The organism is Cyclobacterium qasimii M12-11B (assembly GCF_000427295.1).
GTDB classification, from domain to species: Bacteria; Bacteroidota; Bacteroidia; order Cytophagales; family Cyclobacteriaceae; genus Cyclobacterium; species Cyclobacterium qasimii.
This window is the reverse complement of the sequence record NZ_ATNM01000064.1, coordinates 202531-223842: the sequence shown is the minus strand read 5'-3', so window position 1 is coordinate 223842 and position 21312 is coordinate 202531. Positions and strand designations below refer to the sequence as shown.

Genomic DNA, 21312 nt, shown 5'->3' with positions numbered 1-21312 from the left:
AGGGAAAATTGTTGCAGATAGTGGAGCTGCCCAACGCATCGCCCAATTTCTGATGAATGGTTTTGGTAAAGAACGCGTCAATTGGGCAATTGCACTTACGGCTTTTATCGTAGGCATTCCTTTGTTTTTCAATGTAGGATTTGTACTGCTAGTGCCATTGGTGTTTGCGGTAGCTTATCAATATAAAATCCCTGTAATGATTTTGGGGATACCCATGCTTGCCGCTTTGTCAATTACACATGGGTTACTTCCGCCACATCCGGCTCCGGTAGCGTTAGTCGCACAGTTTGGTGCCAATATAGGGACTACGCTTATTTATGGTTTTATAATTGGGATTCCAGTAATTGTTATAGGTGGGCCTTTATTGGGGAAATTACCCTACCTGCGCCAAATGAAAATCACTCCCTTGGAAGTGTTTAGCGTGAAGCCAAAAGAAGAAAGTGAACTTCCTGGACTTGTAAACAGTCTTTTTACTGCCTTACTTCCCGTATTCCTATTGATTGCGCTGTCCTTAATAGGCATGGGGATGAATGAAGAAAGCCCAGGCTATGGCTTAATAATGTTTTTTGGTGACCCCAATATTGTGATGTTGATCTCTCTTATTTGGGCGACCTTTAGCCTGGGAATATTGAAGGGCATACAGATTGCCGACATTATGAATAGGTATGCCTCGGCAGTAAAGGAAATAGCGCTGATCTTATTAATTATTGCTGGAGCGGGTGCATACAAAGAGGTATTGGTAGACAGTGGTGTAAGTGGAGAGATTGGCGAATCTCTTCAGCAATTGTCAATTAATCCATTGCTTTTGGGCTGGTTAATTGCAGCAGTGATTCGGGTATCTGTCGGTTCGGCCACGGTGGCGGCACTTACTGCTGCTGGAATAATCGCTCCTTTAGTTGCTTCCGGAGTAGGAGATCCAAACTTGATGGTCTTGGCTATAGGCAGTGGTAGTCTGATCTTTTCTCATGTAAATGATGGAGGGTTTTGGCTGGTAAAAGAATATTTTAACTTAAGTATAAAGCAAACCTTTCTCTCATGGACCTTACTGGAAACAGTATTGTCAGTGTTGGGATTAATAGGGGTTTTAATTTTGGATTTATTTATATAACATAAACTTAAAAAATAGAGACATGTCAGCAGAAGCAAAAATTAAAGAATTGGGTTTAGTATTGCCTCCAGCGCCACCTCCAGGAGGTGTTTACCGTCCGCTTATAATCACTGGAAATCTATTGTTTCTTTCGGGACATGGTCCGGTTTTGGAAAATGGAGACATGATCAGAGGGAAAATAGGCATTGACTTGGATAAAGTGGAAGGTAAAGCTGCCGCCAGGCAAGTAGGGTTAACGATGCTTTCTACCCTTCAAACTGAGTTGGGAAGTTTAAACAAGATCAAAAGAGTTGTTAAAGTCTTGGGAATGGTGAACTGTTCTTTGGACTTTGAAGAACATCCTTTTGTTATCAATGGTTGTAGCGAACTATTTGCTGAAGTCTGGGGAGAAGAAAATGGTCTTGGCTCAAGAAGTGCCATTGGCTTTGGTTCTTTGCCGGGCAATATTTCGGTTGAAATAGAAGCTACATTTGAAATCCATCAATAGTAATTATATGAATGACGATTGGTACAAATTAAACCATCCTGAAAAAATAGATAGTCCAGCATTGTTGGTGTATTTGGACAGGGCAAAAGAAAACATTCAAAAAGTCATTAAAGAGGTAGGCACAGCTGACCGGTTGAGGCCACACATAAAGACCAATAAATCTGCAGAGGCCTGTCAACTAATGATGGATGCCGGAATCAAGGCATTCAAAGGAGCAACGATTGCTGAAATTGAATTGCTTGCAAGTATTGGAGCGAAAGACATTATGCTAGCTTACCAGCCTGTAGGGCCTAAAGTGGATCGCTTTTTGGCTTTAATTGCGCATTATCCAGATGTTAAGTTCCACTGTCTGATAGACCATATTGATGCGGCCAAGGCTTTGAATGAAAAAGCATTGGCAAGCAATCAAAAAATTGGCATCTATATAGATTTAAACGCTGGAACAAATAGGACAGGGGTAGTACCCGGCAAGCAGGCAGAAGATTTATTTGAACAAATCTTACAATTGAAAGGCTTGCAAAATATAGGCTTTCACCTTTATGATGGTCACTTGAGAGATCCCGATATCAAGCTTAGAGAAATAGCTTGTGACGAAGGCTTTGCGCCAATTTCTCAAATGAGGGAAAAGCTAGAAAACAAATACAACCTGACACTTGATGTCATCGCTGGAGGAACAACCACTTTTCCTTTTCATTCTAAAAGGGCGCGTATAACATGTGCTCCTGGAACATTTATTTACTGGGATGAAGGATATGCGAGTGGTCTTCCAGAGCAGTCTTTCTTATATGCTGCATTGGTATTGTGTAGGGTGATTTCTTTGCCAACCTCAAACTATATTTGCGTGGACCTTGGGTATAAAGCTATTGCCTCTGAAAACCCATTGGCAGAGCGTGTAAAATTTCTAAATGCACCAGAACTAGTGCCTGTAGGCCACAGTGAGGAGCACTTGGTTTTGGATGCAAAAGAAGGCCATTCCTATAAAATCGGGGATGTTCTATTTGGTGTTCCAATTCATATTTGTCCAACAGTTGCTTCCTATCAGGAGGCCTTGGTTATTCAAAATGGAGAGCAGGTTGCTACTTGGAAAACCGTAGCCAGAGACAGGAGAATTACTTTTTGAGGACAATAATTTAACTCATTTAAATCAACCAGAAAGATGTTTACAATAGATGCCCATTTAGATTTAAGTATGAATGCGCTTGAATGGAACAGGGACCTTACCCAACCTGTAGAAGCGTTAAATGCCAGGGAAAAAGGGATGACGGATAAAACAGATCGGGGAAATGCCACTGTTTCTCTACCTACTTTAAGAAAGGGAGAGATTGGATTGGTAGTAGCTACTCAGATTGCACGTTATGTGGCGCCGGATAACCCACTTCCAGGCTGGAACAGCCCGGAACAAGCCTGGGCTCAAACCCAAGGCCAGTTGGCATGGTATGAGGCCATGGAAGCCAAAGGAGAAATGGTTCAAATTCGAGATAAAAAGTCTTTAAATGAACATGTAGCCCTTTGGATGAATGGAGAGCCTAATGATAAGAAACCTGTAGGCTATATTCTTTCTTTAGAAGGTGCTGATTCAATAGTGAACCTGAGCTATCTTGAAAAATCCTATGAAAAAGGATTGAGGGCTTTAGGGCCTGCACATTATGGTCCGGGAAGATATGCCCAAGGTACAGATGCTTCCGGGCCTTTGGGGGAAAATGGCCGGGCCTTGCTTAAAGAGATGGAAAGGCTGAATATTATTTTAGATGCTACCCATTTGTGTGATGTTTGTTTTTGGGAGGCCTTGGATCATTTTAATGGATCTGTATGGGCTAGCCATAACAATTGCAGGTCATTGGTGGATCACAATAGGCAGTTTAGCGACGAAATGATCAAGGCACTTGTTGATAGAGGTGCTGTAATAGGAGGTGCTTTAGATGCCTGGATGATGGTGCCTAATTGGATAAGAGGAACTTCCTTGCCAAAAGAAATGGACTGTGATCTGGAGAAAATCATAGATCATATGGATCATATTTGCCAAATCGCAGGGAATGCCAATCATATAGGTATAGGTACTGACTTGGACGGGGCGTATGGAAGAGAACAAAGTCCTTATGACCTTGAAACAATTGCAGATTTAAGAAGAATTCCTGGAATGTTGCAAAAAAGAGGTTATACCGAAGCCGATATTGAGAAGGTCATGCATAAAAATTGGTTAAGATTTTTGAATGAAGCTTGGTCTTAATCTGTTTTGTTTAATAAAATAATTTAATATTAAACAAAAATTTATAAACCTATAATTGTTAAAATTGTAGTTGAAATCCCCCTTTAGGTGTCTATAGGGGGATTTTTTTATTCTCATTTTTATTTTCAGTTGTAATTTGTTTAACCTTGTGTGAAAAATACTACACAAAATATTTGCTATACTGTTTAACAATACCTATGTTTGATTAAACAAAAACACAGGGTCTATGACAACTTTAGAATTTAGTTATTCACTTACGAAGCTCAGCACGTCCTTAAAGCCGTTTGCTTTAAAATTGACAAGGGATATGGATGATGCCAATGATCTATTACAGGATACCATGGTGAAGGCCTTTACCAACAAGGATAAGTTTGCCGACGGTACAAATTTGAAAGCTTGGTTGTATACCATTATGAAAAACACCTTCATTACCAATTACCAACGAATGGTAAGGAGAGGGACATTTGTTGATACGACTGAAAACTTACACTTTATCAATTCAGGAGCGGCAGTGATAGAAAATGGCGTCTTTGGAGATTTTACGATGAAGGACATTACCAAAGCCATCGATAAATTGGATGAGGTTTACAAGTCTCCCTTCTTGATGCATTACAAAGGTTTTAAATACCATGAAATAGCAATACAACTAAATATACCCATTGGAACGGTAAAAAACAGAATACATATTGCAAGGAAGATTTTAAAAGACGATCTTAAGGTTTATACCACCATCAATTAATCAATGAAGCCAAAAGAAGTTGTTGTAATAGGTTCGGGTTTTTCAGGGCTTTCCACTGCCACACATCTCGCAGCTGCGGGATATAAAGTGACTGTTTTAGAAAAAAACGAGGTCCTTGGAGGAAGGGCAAGGAAATTTAATTCAGCCGGTTTTACATTTGATATGGGACCAAGCTGGTACTGGATGCCGGATGTTTTTGACAGGTACTTCAGTAATTTTGGAAAAAAAACGTCTGATTATTATGATTTAATTCGTTTAGACCCCTCTTATTCAGTGATTTTTGGGCAAGAGGATGTCATGGAAATCCCGGCAAATCTGGATCAATTTAAATTGGCCTTGGAAAAACTGGAGCCAGGGGTAAGTGAAAAGTTGGATGATTTTCTGGAACAGGCAGCTTTCAAATACCAAAGAGGGATCAATGACCTGGTACATAGGCCAAGTGTTTCTTTAACCGAATTTCTAGACCTTAAACTATTCAGGGATGTTTTGAAAATGGATATTTTCCAATCCATGTCCAAGCACATTCGGAAGTACTTTAAGAACGAAAAGATTATTCGTTTGATGGAGTTTCCTGTTTTGTTCCTTGGAGAAACAGCACAAAATATTCCAGCATTGTACAGTTTAATGAACTATGCAGACATAGCCTTGGGAACCTGGTATCCAAAGGGTGGTATGCATAAAATCATTGAAGGAATGGTGACTTTAGCGAAAGACAATGGGGTTGTTTTTAGAAACAATGCGGAAGTAGTAAAAATTATGGCTGATGATGGCAAAGCCAAATCCGTCCAACTACTCTCAGGAGAAGAAATAGCATTTGATATTTTAGTAGCGAGTGCTGATTATCACCATGTAGACAAACACTTGCTTGAACCTAAATACAGTAACTATAGTGATAAATACTGGGACAGTAGGGTCTTGGCACCTTCATCACTATTGTTCTACCTGGGAGTTAATAAACGATTAAAAAACCTTCTTCACCATAATTTGTTTTTCGACGAACCTCTCGAACCTCACGCAGATGCCATTTATACCAATCCAAGGTGGCCTGAGAAACCGCTGTTTTATGCCTCGGTGCCTTCTATTACTGATGCCACTGTGGCTCCAGAAGGAATGGAAAATTTATTCTTATTGATACCGCTGGCCCCAGACCTTGAAGACAGCGAAGCTACCAGAAATAAATATTTTAACATAATTATGAGTAGACTTGAGAAGCATACAGGTCAGGACATTAGGTCTCATATTGTTTACAACCGTTCCTATGCACACAGTGACTTCAAGAAAGATTACCATGCTTTTAAAGGAAATGCATATGGTTTGGCAAATACTTTGAGGCAAACGGCAATTTTAAAGCCATCTCTTAGGAATAAGAAATTAACTAACCTATATTATTCAGGACAGTTGACTGTACCAGGGCCTGGAGTTCCTCCCTCTTTAATTTCTGGGGAGGTAGTAGCGAAAGAAATTATAAAGAACACCATAAATAAATAATTTTCAACCATTGAAAATGATATGATGGATCCAAAGCAACTCTTTGATGACACCGCCCTGGAGTGTAGTAAATTAATCACACAACGCTACAGCACTTCATTTACTTTAGGTATTAAAACGCTTTGCAAAAAGCTACACATGCCAATTTATGGAATTTATGGTTATGTGCGGTATGCAGATGAAATCGTTGATACCTTTCATGATAAAGATAAAGCGAGTTTGTTGGAGAATTTTAGGCAAGACACTTATAAGGCCATTGATGAGGAGATAAGCATGAACCCAGTCCTGCATGCTTTTCAATTAATTGTAAACAAATACCATATAGAGAGGGACTTAATCGATGCTTTTCTGAACAGCATGGCAATGGACCTTGATTTTGCCACTTATAACGATTCAAAATACAAAGAATACATTTATGGTTCTGCTGAAGTTGTTGGATTGATGTGTTTAAGGGTGTTTTGTGAAGGAGATCAGGGAAATTATGAACACTTAAAGCATGCTGCCTGTAAACTGGGTTCGGCCTTTCAGAAAGTTAATTTCTTGCGAGATTTAAAAAGCGATTACGAGGACCGAGGGAGAGTATATTTTCCGGGAGTGGATTTTAATAGCTTTGATAGCCATGTAAAAGCAGAAATAGAAGCGGATATCAAGCAAGACTTTGACGAAGCGCTTATAGGCATAAACCAATTGCCAAAAGGGGCCATGCTTGGTGTTAAAATTGCCTATCTGTATTACCTGAAACTGTTTTATAAAATCAAGTCTTTATCTCCAGAGATAATTACGAAAAAACGTATTAGAATACCGAATGCAAGAAAATTTGCCCTTTTAGTCAGTACCTATTTTGGCTATAAAGTTGGATGGAATTGATGAAATTAGACCTTTTCGTCCGGAACTGTTTGGATAGTTGATAACGTTTGTTTATTAAGATACTTCTACCATGTATCTTAATCTGAAAAAGAGGAGCATTAAAAAAACATTTGATTACAAAGTTGGTTTAATAGATATGTTGAAATTGGATGTACATATTGATCAGTATTCAGGCTTTTGCTTTGGTGTAGTTTATGCCATTGAAATGGCTGAAGAAATTTTAGACGATGAAGGCCTCCTTTATTGCTTGGGAGATATAGTCCATAATGATGAGGAGGTCAAAAGGTTGACCAAGAAAGGTCTGATTATAATCAATCATGAGGAGCTCCAGAAATTAACAAATAAAAAGGTTTTGATTAGGGCACATGGTGAGCCACCGGCTACTTATGAATTGGCCATTAATAATAACCTTACCTTGGTAGATGCCAGCTGTCCTGTGGTATTGAAGCTTCAAAACAGGATCAAAAACTCCTTTGATAAAGATGAAAACATCTACATCTACGGGAAGCATGGGCATGCTGAGGTTATAGGACTTCTTGGTCAAACAAGAAATAAAGCAGTTGTTTTTCAAGATATCGAGGAACTTGATCTTCCCAACCTGCCAAAAAACATCACACTGTACAGTCAGACCACTAAGAGCACAGACAAGTTTTATGAAATAAATAAGGTGTTAACGGACAACGGTATCACCATTAATACCAATGATACGATTTGCAGACAGGTGTCTAATCGTGACAAAGAGCTTAGAGGATTTGCGGCCAAGTTTGACCATATTGTCTTTGTAAGTGGCACTAAATCTTCCAATGGAAAAGTATTGTTCAATGTCTGCAAAGAAAAGAACCCACAAACCTATTTTGTATCTTGCCCTGAAGAGGTAGATGCCAAATGGTTTAAAGCCGGGGAAAGTGTTGGGATTTGTGGCGCCACCTCGACACCAATGTGGTTAATGCAGAAAGTTGAGGAAACGATTAAAACCTTTTAATAGTTTTTTGATCTTTTAATTTTTAATTGTGTCCATGAATATTACGTTAAAACGGCAGTTGTCTTCATCGGTTGATCCTAAAGGTGTTATTATCGCTTTTTCTATTATTGCCCTGTGGACAACTTCATTGCTGTTATTACTTCACCTTCAAGTAGATTATTCAAACCCGTTCCTTTACCTTGGTATTTTGGTGCAGATGCATCTCTATACAGGGCTTTTTATTACAGCCCATGATGCCATGCATGGCGTAGTATCAGGGAATAAAAATTAAATTATTTTATTGGATGGTTTTCAGCCATGTTGTTTTCTTTCAATTTCTATTGGAAGTTATTTCCCAACCATCATAAACACCACAATCACGTGGCAACAGATGGTGACCCAGACTTCCATTCATCGGGGAAATTTCTCCCCTGGTACCTGAGTTTCATTCTGAATTATTTAAATATATGGCAATTCCTTTTAATGGCAGTTACCTTCAATTTGCTGAAACTTGTTTTTCCAGTACCTAATTTAGTGCTGTTTTGGATGTTGCCTGCGATATTGTCTACCCTTCAATTGTTTTATTTTGGCACGTATTTGCCGCATAAGGGAATGCACAGCAACAAACACCATTCAGGCACTTTAAAGAAAAACCATTTATGGGCATTCCTTTCTTGTTATTTTTTGGTTATCACTTTGAACATCATGAATTTCCATATGCACCGTGGTGGAGGCTGTGGAAAACCAAAAATCTTTCTAACTAACAATCAGGTAATCTGCCTGATTGTCAAAACCCATTACGAATTGTGTCTCAACCCATTGCTATGAAGAAGCTTTTACTATTAACCCTATTGTTTTTATCTTTCCTCACTTTACACGCACAAGAGGGGACCATACAAGGGAAAATAATTAACCCAATCAACAACGACCCTATTCCTTTTGCAAACATTATTGTCCAGGGATTAGAAATCGGAGCGGTATCTGATCTAGACGGAAATTATGTAATCAATGGATTAGAGCCTGGGTTGTATAATCTGAAGGCTTCGTTTGTTGGCTTTAAGGCAAAAACCGTATTTGAGGTTCAGGTAACTAAAGCCAGTGCGGTTCAATTGGACTTTGAGTTGGAAGAGGATGCGTCCAACCTTCAAGAAGTAATTGTGGATGCTACATTTAGCAGAACGGAAGAAAAGCCTATTTCTGTTAGACAGCTTAACGCCAATGAAATAGAAAGGTACCCAGGTGGAAATAGAGACATTAGTAGGGTGATACAGTCCCTGCCAGGAGTAGCAAGTTCTGCAAGTTTCAGAAATGATATTATTATTCGTGGAGGTGCCCCCAATGAAAATAAATTCTTCATTGATGAAATAGAAGTGCCTGTAATAAACCATTTTGCTACCCAAGGTTCATCAGGGGGGCCTGTGGGGATTTTAAACGTAAACCTGATAAAGAATGTAGAAGTATTGAGTGGAGGTTTTCCCGCCAATAGGATGAATGCGCTGAGTTCCTTTTTCGAGTTTCAATTAAAAGATGGTCGGCGCGACAAGATGCTTACCCAGGTTACATTGGGAGCGAGTGAAATCACGCTATCCAACGAAGGGCCTATAGGTGAAAAAACAACTTATATCTTTTCAGCAAGGAGGTCTTATCTCCAGGCGCTGTTCAGGTTGATCGGATTGCCTTTTTTACCCACATTTAATGATTTCACCTTTAAGACCAAAACGAAAATCAATGCTAAAACAGAATTGACGGTTTTAGGAGTGGGAGCCATTGACCAATTCGCGCTCAATTTTGATGTTCCAGATGATGAAACCAAAGAGGATAAAGAAGACAGATTGTATTTACTAGATAACCTGCCCATCTCAACTCAGTGGAATTATGCGACGGGAGCAAAATTAAAACGTTTTAGAGACAATGGATTCTGGACTTTCATTTTGAGCAGAAACATGCTCAATAACCAATCCTACAAATATGCAGGGAACGATGAATCTAGTGAAGACAACTTGCAATATAATTATCTGTCCCAAGAGAGTGAAAACAAGTTTAGGGCAGAGAATAGTATTTTTTCAGATGGTTACACCCTTCAATATGGCGTGAATTATGAATTCAGTCGCTACTTGATAGAAAATTACGATACTCAATTTCCTGATGAAGATGGAATGCCTCGTGATGTCACTACCATCTCCCTTTTTAATAGTTACGGTGGGTTTTTGATGGGGAGTAAGAAGTATTTAGATGATCGTCTTGTTGTCAATTTGGGTGTGAGAATGGATGGGAGTGATTTTGGAAAGACTGCCAAGAATCCATTGAATCAACTTAGTCCCAGATTTTCTACCAGTTACCAACTGAAAGACAATTTGTTTTGGAATGCAAATGCAGGCATTTATTACCAGAAACCTCCTTATACAGTATTGGGGTACCAGAACAATGAAGGGGCTTATGTCAATCAAGACAATGATGTTAAGTTTATGAGGAGCACCCATTATATCACAGGGTTTGAATGGCAGTATCCAGCGAAAAACCGAAAATTTTCCGCTGAGGTTTTTTATAAAAGTTACGCAAATTACCCTAGTTCTATTAGGAACGGAATTGCCTTGGCAAATCTCGGAGCTGATTTTGGAGTGATAGGCAATGAACCTGTAACTTCTGATGCAAAGGGAAGGGCCTATGGATTGGAATTACTTGCCCAACAACGACTATTTAAAGGGTTTTATGGAATAGCAGCACTTACACTTGTAAGAAGTGAATTCACCAATCCATCGACAGGATACCTTCCTTCGTCATGGGACAATCGATTTATTGTAAGTCTAACGGCAGGTAAGCGATTCAAAAGAGATTGGGAAATTGGTGCCAGGTGGAGGTTTTTGGGAGGAACTCCTTATACCCCTTATGACCTGGAATCTTCCTCTTTGCGTGCCAATTGGGACCTTTTCAGCAGAGGGCAACTTGACTATACAAGGATCAATGGGGAACGCCTTAAAAGCTTTCACCAGTTGGATTTAAGGGTAGATAAGAAATATTTTTACAATAAATGGAATCTCAATTTGTATTTTGACATACAAAACGCCTATAATTTTCAGGCCGAACAGCAGGCCAATTTAATCCCTCAACGAAATGATCAGGATGGATTTGTAGTAAATCCCGATGATCCGAGTCGCTATTTAATAAGAGAAGTTGCCAATCCCGCAGGTACAGTGCTCCCTACAGTTGGAGTAATTGTGGAATTTTGATTTTTATCCGATGGTATAATATTTGTCTGAAGGGAGTCTAAAATCCCTTCAGACAAATTTCGGCTATGAGGCATATTAATGGTAACTTCGTGGCCAAATGGGGAGAATCAACGCTTTTTTTCTGCTACTAATGCTACATAGCAACCTGGCATTTGCTCAGGAAGCAGATACTCTTTCAACAGATATAGCGATTATTGATAAGCTGTTTGGCTTTGCAGATGATTTGGTTGACAAAGTAAGTACAGATACATGGACGTTCATTCCTGCAATTACTTATGCGCCGGAAACCAGCTTGGGGATTGGAGGACGTGCCATGAAAGTTTTTAATCTGGGGGATTTAGCGTCTAAAACCAAAACCCGACCATCTTCCCTTCCTCTCACGCTTCTTTATACCCTGAAAAATCAGGTAATTGTTTCAGGTGAAGTTGACCTGTGGATGGACCAGAATAATTCCTTTTTAAATTCAAGAGTAGTCCTGTCTGATTATCCATTTGTGTTTTCAGGTTTGGGGAATGAAATTATTGAAGAGGAAAAGTATGCTACTCGATATTTATATTATCACCTTTTGTACCATAAAAAAATAGCCCGAGGGATCTTCCTTGGTCCCAGGTATGAATTCAGAGGCGACAATATTTACCAAAAAGCCGAGAATGGATTACTTGAATCCGGAGATATACCTGGAAGCAATGGGCAGCATTTATCTGGATTGGGTATTTCAATGAATATTGATACCAGAGATAATATTTTTCAACCAAGAAAGGGGATGTACCACCAACTGTCTTGGATGGAATTTCATTCTGTCTTTGGGAGTGATTTTAATTTTACCCAATGGGTGTTTGATCTGCGAAAGTACCATGCAATTAACGAAAAACAGGTGATCGCGGGGCAAGCCTGGTTTAGTTTTACAAAAGGTACGGCACCTTTTCAACACCTTTCTTTGATTGGGGGAAGTGATCTTATGCGTGGGTATTTTGAGGGCAGGTACAGAGACAAGCATGCGATGGTTTACCAGGCGGAATGGAGGACACCTCTTTATCGAAAATTAAATATGGTGTTGTTTGGCAGTGGTGGTCAGGTGGCGAATCAATTGTCTGGGTTTAACTTTAGACAATTGCGATGGGCGGCTGGCTTTGGGTTTAGGTATAAATTAAACTCTGAAGGGTTAAACCTCAGGATAGACTTGGCTTTTGGAGATCAATCAGCTTTCTATTTTGGCTTAAATGAAGTGATTTAATCGATGCGTTCTTATAATCCTGGCCATAATGTATACTTGTTCTTCTCAGTTAAAGCTGTGACGAGTAAAGAGGGAGATTGTATATTTCAGGTTAAAATATTACTTTGAAAATGAAGATTTATATTTCCCGAATTCTTCTTAAAACTTCCAGAATAAATTTATTAAAATATGGAGATTAATGCGTTAAATAAATTGCTTGGAAACATAGATCTTTACCTGCTGGATCAAATATTGAAAAACAGGTTTACTAAAGAAATGATGATGCTAGATGCGGGTTGTGGTGAGGGTAGAAATACGCATTATTTTATTCAAAAAGGATATCGGGTTGTTGGGGTAGATGCTAATCCTTCAGCAATCAGCATGGCAAGGATTTCTGGGAGGACATTGGATACGAATTTTGACCCTCAGCGTTTTCAAGTGGCAAATTTAGAGGATATTCCATTTCATACAGCCGCATTTGATGTGGTTTTAAGTAGTGCAGTTTTGCATTTTGCCAAAAGCAAAGACCATTTTCTTGCCCTATTGAAAGAGCATATGCGGGTTTTAAAGCAGGGGGGGATTTTCTGGCTACGAATGTGTACGGATGCTGGAGGAGCTTTTGAATTGTTGGATCAGTCGTCACTTTTAATGCAAAAGCTTCCTGATGGAACCGAAAGGTTCATTTTGACAGAGTCCTTAATTAAGGAGATAATGATAGAATACCAGTTAAGCCTCCTGGAACCAGCCAAGTCTGTTGTGGTTCATAATAAAAGAGCTATGGGGGTGTTTGTTTTTCAGAAAGAAGGTAGAACAAAGTGATTGAAACAATAAACATGCAATATGCATTAGAGTTGGTAGGTACCTACTTTTTTGCTATTTCCGGAGCCTTAGCCATTCAGAATAAGGACCAGGATTTATTTGGAGTTGGCTTTATGGGTTTTATTACTGCCATTGGTGGAGGAAGTTTGAGGGATATTTTGATCGGAGCTTATCCATTGGTTTGGATAGAAAATGTCAACTTTCTATATGCGATTTTTGCTGGTTTGATTACTACATTTCTATTCTTCTCTCACATGGCCAAGCTCAGGAAGACCTTGTTTTATTTGACACTTTGGGAATTGCTTTTTTTACAATTCTAGGAGTAGAGAAATGTCTAAACCTGGGATTTAGACCTGAGGTAGCAGCAATAATGGGGATGTTCAGTGCCGTGATGGGAGGAGTGATTAGAGATACACTGACCAATGAGATCCCCATACTTTTCAGGAAAGAAGTGTATGCATCAGCCTGCCTTGCAGGTGCTGTTGTGTATCTTACCTTGGATTATTTTGGCCTTGATAGAGATACAAATCTTTTGGGATCTATTGCCTTGATCATAATCATTCGATTAGTTGCTGTAAAATTCAAACTCAACTTACCTATTCTCAAATAATGATTAATTTGCGCTTTCGTTTTCCAATTTACTCAATGGTCATTTATCCATAATTTGAGTATCTCATTAACCATTTATATTTAATTATTATTGAATTATGCAAATACAGATTTTTCAAGACGAGGAAAGTTTACACCGTGCCGTCGCTAAGGAGCTGATTGAAGCTGTGAAAACCAAACCAAACACTGTGTTAGGATTGTCTACTGGAAGCTCTCCTCTGGGAACGTATGCCAATATGATAAAAGACCACCAAGTGAGTGGTACAGACTATTCTGATGTAGTGACATTTAATCTGGATGAATATGTAGGGCTAGATGGAACACACTCCCAGAGCTATAGGTATTTTATGAATACATCACTATTGAATCACCTCAATATCCCTTTGAATCAAACCAATGTTCCTAATGGCACTGGAGATCTTAAGGAGGCTTGCGAAAGTTATGAGGCTAAAATAGTTAGTGCTGGAGGGATTGATTTACAGTTGTTGGGCATCGGAACCAATGGACATATTGGGTTTAATGAACCAGGAACAGCATTCGATACAAGAACACATGTTACCCAATTGCTTCAGGAGACCATAGATGGAAACGCTCGTTTTTTCGATAGTGCAGCAGATGTGCCAAAGAGGCTGTAACTATGGGTATAGATACTATCATGGACGTAAAAAAATTATTCTGATTGCCTATGGGAGTAAAAAAGCAGCTGCCATTAGAGAAATGGTTAATGGGCCTGTCACAGATTCAATGCCTGCCTCTATTCTTCAAAAACATCAAGATGTCACCTTATTTCTAGATGAAGAAGCCGCTTCTTTGCTTAAAAAATAAATCCAAAGGAATTGGAACCGTAGTTCTTTACCAAGAGTGATTCATAATTAAGTTTCTTAAGTAAACTTTAAATACGGTTCCTTTTCCTACTTCACTCTCAATTTCTATTTTACCATCATGGGCTCTTATTTGTTCTCTAATTAGATACAAACCAAGCCCCTTTCCTTCAACATGGTTGTGAAACCTTTGGTAAAGGCCAAAAATCCGATCGCCATACCTTGTGAGATCCAGTCCAATACCATTGTCTTCAAACCTAATCACACAATACTCATTTTCTTTATAGGTGCTTATTTTAACGATAGGGCTTCTTTCCGGGTGTTTGTATTTCACTGAATTGGTCATGAAGTTCATAAAGAAATTTTCTAAATGAGCGTAGACATAATTTATGTCATTTAGACCTGAGAAATCTTTTTCGATCTTTATTCCGGACTCCTTAAGCTGATTGAATAGGCTTTTTTCTATATTATTAAGTAAGAGTTTAAAGTCGATTTTGCTCCACTTTAGGTATTTTTTGCTTTTTTATGGAAACTACCTCTATAAGGTCCTGTAGGGTAGTGTCAAGCAAATTGGTGGAGATCTTAAGATTCTCCCAGATCTCTCTATTGCCTGGGTCTGCAGGGTTTTCATCGTTGTATAAGTCCAGGAGCAATGAAATATTAACTATTGGGGCTCTTAAGTTATGGGAGACAATATAGGCAAACCTTAAAAGCTCTTCATTGTGGGATTTAAGGTCCTTTATTAGTTTTTCTTTATCTGATTCTAGCCTTTTAGCTTCGGTTATGTTTTGGGTCACCAGTAGAATACGGTCTACTTCCTTAGCATTGTTCATAAGGGGAACACCACTTTGAAGGAATTTCATGTGGCGCGCCTCTGTTTCATAACTTACCCTTTGGCCTCTTAATACTTTATTGAGGCTGCTCTTAGTGATCTTTAAATTATCCCCTGAAAACTGTTTTAATAGATTGGTGCCAATTAAGGATTTGGGGTCTGTGCCTGACAACTGATATTCTTCCCCATCTGTAAATAGATAATTAAACGATTTGTCTAAAACATCTACAGAACCACGGGGGAAATTTTCTGCAATACTTCTAAACAACTGCTCTGAAGCAATTAATTTTTTCTCAGAAAGGGTTCTATCGGTGATGTCATCAACAAATATCACATAGGATTCTTTGTTTTCATTTCCATATTGGATTTTGGTGAATGATATTTTCAATTCTTTATAATCATCCTCCCCAATGGGTAAATGGAAATAATCAGTTTTGAGGCTAGACTTCAGAAAGTCTGAAATAACCTCTAGTAAGGTCGTATTGGTATCGTTTTTAAGCAATTTAGTCTTCATCAGTTCATCCTTATTATTAAGGTTGAACACAGGAAGGGTTTTGTTATTAATTAAAATAAGCTCAAACTGATGATTTACAGCGAATATGGCATAGGCAGTACCATTTAGAATGGCATCATGCATGAAATTGGTTTCCTGAAGTACATTCTCAAACCGACACCTGTTCAACTCCTTGCTAATCCAATCTCTTAAAATGCTAAATAATTCCCCATAATAGGCTTTATTGTTGAAAGGCTGATCATGGAGTAAACACAAAGTGCCAATCTTATTCATTTCGGTGTCGAATAAAGACAGCCTTAAAAGCGAAGTGATTTTATGTTCGATAAAAAATGAAATATGGCTTAATACGTGGTCCTTTTCAGAACTGATCATCAAGAAATTATTGGCAGGATCTATTGGCAGAAGCTCTTCATTCAACAAATTTTCCCACCATTTATCACTGTCATTAATGTTTTTTCCCGATTCACAGATGGATAATATTTCCATTTTATTAGTGCCCGATTCCAAATTGCCAATAATACAAAACCTTATTCCTAATTTTTTGTAAATCAGATGGTTGATTTCCTCGAAAAGGTTTTGCCCCTTAAACAATGTGGAGATTGCAGAAACCTCGGTCATCATGTTTTGAATAAAATTCTTCTCTGTCAGATTTTGTAATACATCCTTCTTGTCTTCTAATGTTTTTATTTTCTTTTTATGCTGTAAAGCATTTATTAATGTTCCTGTAAGACCTTCTTCCTGTGTAATGGCACTTTTAAAAACCCGTATATTATTTGTTAAGTATTGAAAAGTATCCTTTTTATTTCTTACTCTGTAAGTAAAAGAATAATTGTCTTTTTCATAATGCTCACGGGAAACAAAATCCTCTACAAGTTTTCGATCTTCAGGATGTATTATTTTGAGCCAATCCCATAAAATAAAACTTCTTAAATTACCGTCCTCATAACCCAAAAGGTTGCACAATGGGCCAGACCATAAGATTTCCCTACTCTTTTTTAAATACTTGAAATAAATTATTTCATGGTTTTCGTTACCGTTTATAGCAACACTATTTTGGCGTTTAGATTGAGGGACTCGATTGTCTTGATATTCCTCGAGTTGGAGAGATCTGTAATCAGCTGAAATGTTCTTGGATTTGAACCTTAAATTTATGAATGAGAATTCGGCATTGTCCGTTTCTTGATTCAATAAATTGTCAAGCGTACCTTCCGTCAAAAATGGAAACCTAATCTTCAAATACCCACGAAAATCATTAAGATTTGAAGGAAAATAATCCTCTGTTTTACTCACCGCAGTGAGGATAGATTGGTCTTTGAAATTTATGATCCAGGAGGGGCATGAACCAGTCATGTCTTGACTGATCATCGTATTGATAAGGTGGCTATTATCTTCATGCGCAAGAATGCACCCTTCAAATTTTAAAAAGAGGAAAGATTGGGAGTCTACAATGAGGGGGATTTCAAGCGTTTTGTTTTTTCTAAACTTTCAAATATTAAATCAAAAAGTGAGTTTTGAAGCGTTGGGAATAAGGCATTTATTTCATCAATATTTAATTTGTCGTCGTCTTTTTTCTTCCATGAATTAAAACTACAGGATTGGTAGAGGATCTCAAAGACTCCATTGTTTGACCTTTTTAAAGTTAATAAAAGGGTTTTAAAAATATTTTTAACCATCAGGTGGGTGAGGTGAAAGATTAAAATCTTCTTAAAAGTTTTAATAAATTTATAAAAATTTCCGGTCTTAATGCAAAAAATGTATAAAGTTCACTATTTCCTATATTAAATTCATTATTTTACTTACATAATGAGATTCTCTACAATTGCTTCTCCAATAAAAATGTAACCTTGTGGATATTTGTTTTAGTTTTGTCTTCAGGATCTATTCGAAGCAGCTCTAATGAAATGACTTTACCCTCTTTAGATCTGAGTAATTCGGTGATTTCAGATAGCTCCCAAAACATTGTTGGAATCTTATTTATTGTTAGGATTTCATCCATCTGCCTTGCTCCATGAATTTGAGCAGGAGAACCCTCCTTTACATTGTGAATATAGTATCTTTTTTCTTCCAGAGAAATTACCCTAACAGTCAATCCACTCATGTCATACTTGAAAGGGGTCTTGTATTTTGCTCCTTTTTTATATAATATTCTTTCTCGAGGGTAATCTATGATGATCTTCATATGGTTTAATAATTCGGAACCTAAGCTGCCCATTCTACCAGTCTTTATCAGCACTTCAGAATACGCATTCTTTTCAGGGTAGGAAGTGATTACATTTCTGAAATTCAAGCCAGATATGGTTAGTTTTTTCACCCTTGCCACATGTCCCTCCAGATCTCCTCCCAAAGACCTGCCTAAGCTGCTCTTGATATTTATCTCCGGTAGTATTATGTCATCATCTGTTTCTTGATTGAGCAATAATCCGTGGTTGGCACCTGTGTCAATGAGTAATTTTGCTTCAAGGTCAGGACCATCGATTTGATTTATGGTAGTGAGAATGTAGGGTTTATTACCCAATAGTTCAATAGGAATCTCTCTAAACCAAAAGGGTTTCCATTTGAATGTTTCGCGATTGTAAAATGTAATAAGGCCATTGTCATAGTCGACTTTAATCGGATTGTTTTTGAAAAATTCATGTCCGATTACGCCGAATATGGGTACTCCCAAAACCTTTTCTAGTTCCAAGAAATCATCATCTAAAACAAGGATGGCTTGAAATATTCCTTCTATTGGACCAATGTCAAAGTGGTTGTTAGGGGATACAGAAGCACTTAAAACCGTTTTCCCATCAGCACCCACCAAATTGAGTTTTCGGGTGTAAACCATTTCCAACTCATCTGCTATTGATTTACTGAAAAAAATATTTGATTTCACCCCGGTGTCAAAGAGGAAATTTACGGCGGGGCCCCCATTAATAGATACGGGTAGAATGATAAGGCTATTTGAATCAATAAAAGGTAGAACAATTTTCTTTTGGTCTCTTTTCATATAAAAACCAGGCACTTGAGCCTTTACAGGACAAGCCAGTAAAATCGAAACCAAAAGATAAAATAACCACTTTGTCTTATGATACATGATTCTTAATTGTTCCTTTAATATAGAAAATTAATTTCAGTAGTAAGAAATATTTAAGTTCTTAGTTAAGTCTGAACTAGGTAATAGTTTTATAATTGTAGGGGATGTACCTTAATAATTGCTGTTCGTTGCTTTGCAATAGTGAAGCCAATTTCAGATCCACACTTTATTGATGGGATAACTTTGAACAAGTCTGATTGTTTGATATTCTAAGTTGAGGACTAGGTAATAGCTCAAAAGCAGGCTGATAGATAGGCTTTTGGAGATTATGTAGGTCGACCATTGTTTGTTACTAGCTGGATGTCCTATTTAGAACTATTGAAAATAGCCACTCAATCACCGATTGAAAAGTTTTATGGTTTGAAAAATCTAAAAAATAGCTCATCTTTATTCTTTATAATAATAAACCATGGCCGATAAGTCGATAATTGAGAAAGCAAAAAAAATATTTGAAAACTACCTTGTACGGCAAGGTAGTCGTAAAACACCTGAAAGGTTTTCTGTAATAGATGAATTATATGCTTTGCCGCAAGATGAGCATATAGATGTCGAAGGGTTATTTTTGAGGATGCGGAACAATGGCTATTCTATTAGCCGTGCCACTATATACAATACCCTTGATCTGTTAGTAGAGTGTGGATTGGCTGTTAAGCACCAGTTTAAGGACAAGGTGGCCTTGTATGAACAAGCATTGACCTATAAGCACCATGACCATTACGTCTGCAATCAATGCAGAAAAATTCTAGAATTTTCCGATCAAAGAATTAATTTGATCAAGGAAGAAATGGGGAATACCTTTTCCGCTAATATTACCAGTCACTCACTTGTGCTATATGGGGATTGTCAAATCCGAGATTGTAAAAACCTTCCAATGCATTAACTTCTCCTTAAATGCAATTTTACATGGGGTTGTGTTAGTTTTTATCTGAAAAAACCTTTTGATAAACAGGTTTTCTCATTGAAAACTGAACATAGAGAAAGGGGTACAGTAGATAATCCAGCAGTAGATTTGGACTGGAAAAACTGATCTCATCTATTATTTTAGCCTTGTCATTCCCATCCAATAGGATGCGGTGCTTGTGGCGCCATTTTTTAAGGAAAAAAGGAAGTTTTATGCCTTCATCGATGAAGTAATATTCCGCATCATCCAAATGATCAGCCGTGATTTCACTTGTCCAGACCTGCTTAAAAAATATAAAATTAAGTTCCAAACTTACGAGATCGCCTTTTGCTGACCCATCGAATCTCAGCAATTTAACAGGTGGAAAAGGCGGGTTTAATGCCTTGAATAAATCGGCATTAAACCCCTCTTTAACTTTTAAATAATTTTGATTTACTTTGGTCGTTAGACTAATATTCATAAAGTCTCCTGATTTGCAATTGGCTTATTGCATTTTTTTCAAGTATTTGAAAAGGTCACTGTCTGAGGATATTACCAGGCTAGTCTCTTTGTCCATAGAATTCTCGAGAGCTTCCATTGAACGAAGAAATTTATATAAATCGATTGATTGTCTGTTTCGATTATAGGCAGCGGCATAAATTTCTGTGGCTTCAGCATCTGCCCTACCACGGATTTCTTCACCTTGTCTTATGGCCTCAGATTGTATTTGCGCCAAGTCACGTTCCTTGTCACCAAGGATTTTTCTAGCTCCACCCTGTCCTTCAGATCTGAACTGGTCAGCTATTCTATTTCTCTCACTTATCATCCTGTCGTAAACCCTGTCCCTGACTTCATCTACGTAGTTCATTCTTTTAAAACGGAAATCCAATATTCTTACTCCAAGATCAGAAGTTCTTTCATTGGCTTTCTGTAAAATGATATCTTCGATTTCATCTCTTCCCACTTCGATTTCTTCAAGTACTTCGAGTTCTTGCATGAACTGCTCAGTTATTTCAGGCTCTCTATTCGTTGAACGGACAATGTCTAGAAGGTTATGGTTTGCAATCGCATTCCTGGTTTCTCCATCAAGGATGTCATCAAGCCGTGACTGAGCAGATCTCTCGTCTCTTAGTCGAATGAAAAACTGAAGCGGATTGGTAATCTCCCATCGGGCATAGGTGTCTACGAAAATATACTTTTTATCTTTTGTTGGAACCTGATTTTTATCACCATCCCATTCAAGGTAACGTTTATCAAAAAACTGTACTTTTTGAATAAATGGCATTACGAAATTAACTCCTGGGCTAGTCCTTGGTTCTCCAACAGGCTTACCAAATTGAGTGACAATTGCTTGCTGGGTTTCGTCGAGTATGAAAATACTTTGAGCGGTAAGCATTAAGGCTATTACTCCCAGTATTATATAAAATATATTGCTTTTTTTCATGCT

19 protein-coding genes and 2 pseudogenes are annotated in these 21312 nt (G+C 38.0%); 16 read left to right on the top strand and 5 right to left on the bottom strand.

Going from position 1 to position 21312, the window contains the following annotated elements; translation table 11 throughout:
• From ADICYQ_RS06280 to ADICYQ_RS28320, 15 genes and pseudogenes are all read left to right on the top strand, one after another.
• Window positions 1-1108: gluconate:H+ symporter (locus ADICYQ_RS06280; protein WP_040414772.1), on the top strand; the 1108-nt coding region annotated here is incomplete at its 5' end.
• A gap of 22 nt (window positions 1109-1130) precedes the next feature.
• On the top strand, window positions 1131-1595 hold the full coding sequence (locus tag ADICYQ_RS06275) for a RidA family protein (protein ID WP_020889220.1): 465 nt from the start codon (window positions 1131-1133) through the stop codon (window positions 1593-1595).
• Window positions 1596-1602: 7 nt separating this feature from the next.
• The gene (locus ADICYQ_RS06270; protein WP_020889219.1) at window positions 1603-2715 is read left to right on the top strand and encodes a D-TA family PLP-dependent enzyme; all 1113 of its coding nucleotides are present in this window, start codon (window positions 1603-1605) and stop codon (window positions 2713-2715) included.
• 36 nt (window positions 2716-2751) lie between these two features.
• Complete coding sequence (locus tag ADICYQ_RS06265; RefSeq protein ID WP_020889218.1) at window positions 2752-3822, top strand: dipeptidase; 1071 nt, start codon at window positions 2752-2754, stop codon at window positions 3820-3822.
• 226 nt (window positions 3823-4048) lie between these two features.
• Window positions 4049-4561 carry an RNA polymerase sigma factor gene (locus ADICYQ_RS06260; RefSeq protein ID WP_040414770.1) on the top strand — a complete coding sequence of 171 codons (513 nt, stop codon included), beginning with the start codon at window positions 4049-4051 and terminating at the stop codon, window positions 4559-4561.
• A 3-nt stretch (window positions 4562-4564) separates the two neighbouring features.
• Window positions 4565-6049 carry a bifunctional phytoene desaturase/3,4-desaturase gene (gene crtID, locus ADICYQ_RS06255; protein WP_020889216.1) on the top strand — a complete coding sequence of 495 codons (1485 nt, stop codon included), beginning with the start codon at window positions 4565-4567 and terminating at the stop codon, window positions 6047-6049.
• Between the two features lie 24 nt (window positions 6050-6073).
• Window positions 6074-6916 carry a phytoene/squalene synthase family protein gene (locus ADICYQ_RS06250; protein WP_040414826.1) on the top strand — a complete coding sequence of 281 codons (843 nt, stop codon included), beginning with the start codon at window positions 6074-6076 and terminating at the stop codon, window positions 6914-6916.
• A 136-nt stretch (window positions 6917-7052) separates the two neighbouring features.
• Window positions 7053-7898, top strand: a complete 846-nt coding sequence (locus ADICYQ_RS06245) for a 4-hydroxy-3-methylbut-2-enyl diphosphate reductase (RefSeq protein ID WP_020889214.1) — start codon at window positions 7053-7055, stop codon at window positions 7896-7898.
• 34 nt (window positions 7899-7932) lie between these two features.
• A pseudogene (locus ADICYQ_RS06240) lies at window positions 7933-8641 on the top strand (fatty acid desaturase).
• Window positions 8642-8701: 60 nt separating this feature from the next.
• Complete coding sequence (locus ADICYQ_RS06235; protein WP_040414769.1) at window positions 8702-11104, top strand: TonB-dependent receptor; 2403 nt, start codon at window positions 8702-8704, stop codon at window positions 11102-11104.
• Between the two features lie 97 nt (window positions 11105-11201).
• Window positions 11202-12338 carry a BamA/TamA family outer membrane protein gene (locus ADICYQ_RS06230; RefSeq protein ID WP_040414768.1) on the top strand — a complete coding sequence of 379 codons (1137 nt, stop codon included), beginning with the start codon at window positions 11202-11204 and terminating at the stop codon, window positions 12336-12338.
• 168 nt (window positions 12339-12506) lie between these two features.
• Window positions 12507-13136 carry a class I SAM-dependent methyltransferase gene (locus ADICYQ_RS06225; RefSeq protein ID WP_020889209.1) on the top strand — a complete coding sequence of 210 codons (630 nt, stop codon included), beginning with the start codon at window positions 12507-12509 and terminating at the stop codon, window positions 13134-13136.
• 8 nt (window positions 13137-13144) lie between these two features.
• Window positions 13145-13746, top strand: a pseudogene (locus tag ADICYQ_RS06220) (trimeric intracellular cation channel family protein).
• A 97-nt stretch (window positions 13747-13843) separates the two neighbouring features.
• Window positions 13844-14380 (top strand): glucosamine-6-phosphate deaminase, encoded by a 537-nt coding sequence (locus ADICYQ_RS06215; protein WP_020889206.1) that lies wholly within the window; start codon window positions 13844-13846, stop codon window positions 14378-14380.
• A complete protein-coding gene (locus ADICYQ_RS28320; protein WP_020889205.1) occupies window positions 14361-14570 on the top strand; it encodes a sugar phosphate isomerase family in 210 nt (69 codons plus the stop codon). The genes ADICYQ_RS06215 and ADICYQ_RS28320 overlap by 20 nt, the downstream gene beginning before the upstream one ends.
• A gap of 27 nt (window positions 14571-14597) precedes the next feature.
• Here ADICYQ_RS28320 and ADICYQ_RS28315 read toward each other — a convergent pair whose 3' ends face one another.
• The 3 genes from ADICYQ_RS28315 to ADICYQ_RS06195 all read right to left on the bottom strand — a co-directional run bounded on the left by ADICYQ_RS28315 (window position 14598) and on the right by ADICYQ_RS06195 (window position 18985).
• Entirely contained in the window at window positions 14598-14921 is a 324-nt protein-coding gene (locus ADICYQ_RS28315) for a sensor histidine kinase (RefSeq protein ID WP_020889204.1), read from the bottom strand.
• Window positions 14922-15048: 127 nt separating this feature from the next.
• Window positions 15049-17277: a PAS domain-containing protein gene (locus ADICYQ_RS28310; RefSeq protein ID WP_040414765.1), complete on the bottom strand. Its 2229-nt coding sequence runs from the start codon at window positions 17275-17277 to the stop codon at window positions 15049-15051.
• Between the two features lie 448 nt (window positions 17278-17725).
• Window positions 17726-18985 (bottom strand): aspartyl protease family protein, encoded by a 1260-nt coding sequence (locus tag ADICYQ_RS06195; protein WP_040414764.1) that lies wholly within the window; start codon window positions 18983-18985, stop codon window positions 17726-17728.
• A 409-nt stretch (window positions 18986-19394) separates the two neighbouring features.
• On the opposite strand from ADICYQ_RS06195, the gene ADICYQ_RS06190 reads away from it, so the two are divergent.
• Window positions 19395-19865 (top strand): Fur family transcriptional regulator, encoded by a 471-nt coding sequence (locus ADICYQ_RS06190; protein ID WP_020889200.1) that lies wholly within the window; start codon window positions 19395-19397, stop codon window positions 19863-19865.
• Window positions 19866-19899: 34 nt separating this feature from the next.
• Here the strand turns inward: ADICYQ_RS06190 and ADICYQ_RS06185 are convergent, their stop codons facing one another.
• Window positions 19900-20346, bottom strand: coding sequence for an SRPBCC family protein (locus tag ADICYQ_RS06185; RefSeq protein ID WP_020889199.1), 447 nt, complete (start codon window positions 20344-20346; stop codon window positions 19900-19902).
• A 24-nt stretch (window positions 20347-20370) separates the two neighbouring features.
• A complete protein-coding gene (gene hflC, locus ADICYQ_RS06180) occupies window positions 20371-21309 on the bottom strand; it encodes a protease modulator HflC (protein WP_020889198.1) in 939 nt (312 codons plus the stop codon).
• Between the last annotated feature and the right edge of the window lie 3 nt (window positions 21310-21312).

What these genes read in the sequence shown, in the direction of transcription:
- ADICYQ_RS06195 (WP_040414764.1), bottom strand. Translation starts at nt 18,985, where the DNA reads ATGTATCATAAGACAAAGTGGTTATTTTATCTTTTGGTTTCGATTTTA.
- ADICYQ_RS06265 (WP_020889218.1), top strand. Translation starts at nt 2,752, where the DNA reads ATGTTTACAATAGATGCCCATTTAGATTTAAGTATGAATGCGCTTGAA.
- ADICYQ_RS06225 (WP_020889209.1), top strand. Translation starts at nt 12,507, where the DNA reads ATGGAGATTAATGCGTTAAATAAATTGCTTGGAAACATAGATCTTTAC.
- ADICYQ_RS06185 (WP_020889199.1), bottom strand. Translation starts at nt 20,346, where the DNA reads ATGAATATTAGTCTAACGACCAAAGTAAATCAAAATTATTTAAAAGTT.
- ADICYQ_RS06260 (WP_040414770.1), top strand. Translation starts at nt 4,049, where the DNA reads ATGACAACTTTAGAATTTAGTTATTCACTTACGAAGCTCAGCACGTCC.
- ADICYQ_RS28315 (WP_020889204.1), bottom strand. Translation starts at nt 14,921, where the DNA reads ATGAACTTCATGACCAATTCAGTGAAATACAAACACCCGGAAAGAAGC.
- ADICYQ_RS06235 (WP_040414769.1), top strand. Translation starts at nt 8,702, where the DNA reads ATGAAGAAGCTTTTACTATTAACCCTATTGTTTTTATCTTTCCTCACT.
- ADICYQ_RS28320 (WP_020889205.1), top strand. Translation starts at nt 14,361, where the DNA reads ATGTGCCAAAGAGGCTGTAACTATGGGTATAGATACTATCATGGACGT.
- ADICYQ_RS06245 (WP_020889214.1), top strand. Translation starts at nt 7,053, where the DNA reads ATGTTGAAATTGGATGTACATATTGATCAGTATTCAGGCTTTTGCTTT.
- ADICYQ_RS06275 (WP_020889220.1), top strand. Translation starts at nt 1,131, where the DNA reads ATGTCAGCAGAAGCAAAAATTAAAGAATTGGGTTTAGTATTGCCTCCA.
- ADICYQ_RS06270 (WP_020889219.1), top strand. Translation starts at nt 1,603, where the DNA reads ATGAATGACGATTGGTACAAATTAAACCATCCTGAAAAAATAGATAGT.
- ADICYQ_RS06250 (WP_040414826.1), top strand. Translation starts at nt 6,074, where the DNA reads ATGGATCCAAAGCAACTCTTTGATGACACCGCCCTGGAGTGTAGTAAA.
- ADICYQ_RS06230 (WP_040414768.1), top strand. Translation starts at nt 11,202, where the DNA reads ATGGGGAGAATCAACGCTTTTTTTCTGCTACTAATGCTACATAGCAAC.
- ADICYQ_RS28310 (WP_040414765.1), bottom strand. Translation starts at nt 17,277, where the DNA reads ATGATCAGTCAAGACATGACTGGTTCATGCCCCTCCTGGATCATAAAT.
- crtID (WP_020889216.1), top strand. Translation starts at nt 4,565, where the DNA reads ATGAAGCCAAAAGAAGTTGTTGTAATAGGTTCGGGTTTTTCAGGGCTT.
- ADICYQ_RS06215 (WP_020889206.1), top strand. Translation starts at nt 13,844, where the DNA reads ATGCAAATACAGATTTTTCAAGACGAGGAAAGTTTACACCGTGCCGTC.
- ADICYQ_RS06190 (WP_020889200.1), top strand. Translation starts at nt 19,395, where the DNA reads ATGGCCGATAAGTCGATAATTGAGAAAGCAAAAAAAATATTTGAAAAC.
- hflC (WP_020889198.1), bottom strand. Translation starts at nt 21,309, where the DNA reads ATGAAAAAAAGCAATATATTTTATATAATACTGGGAGTAATAGCCTTA.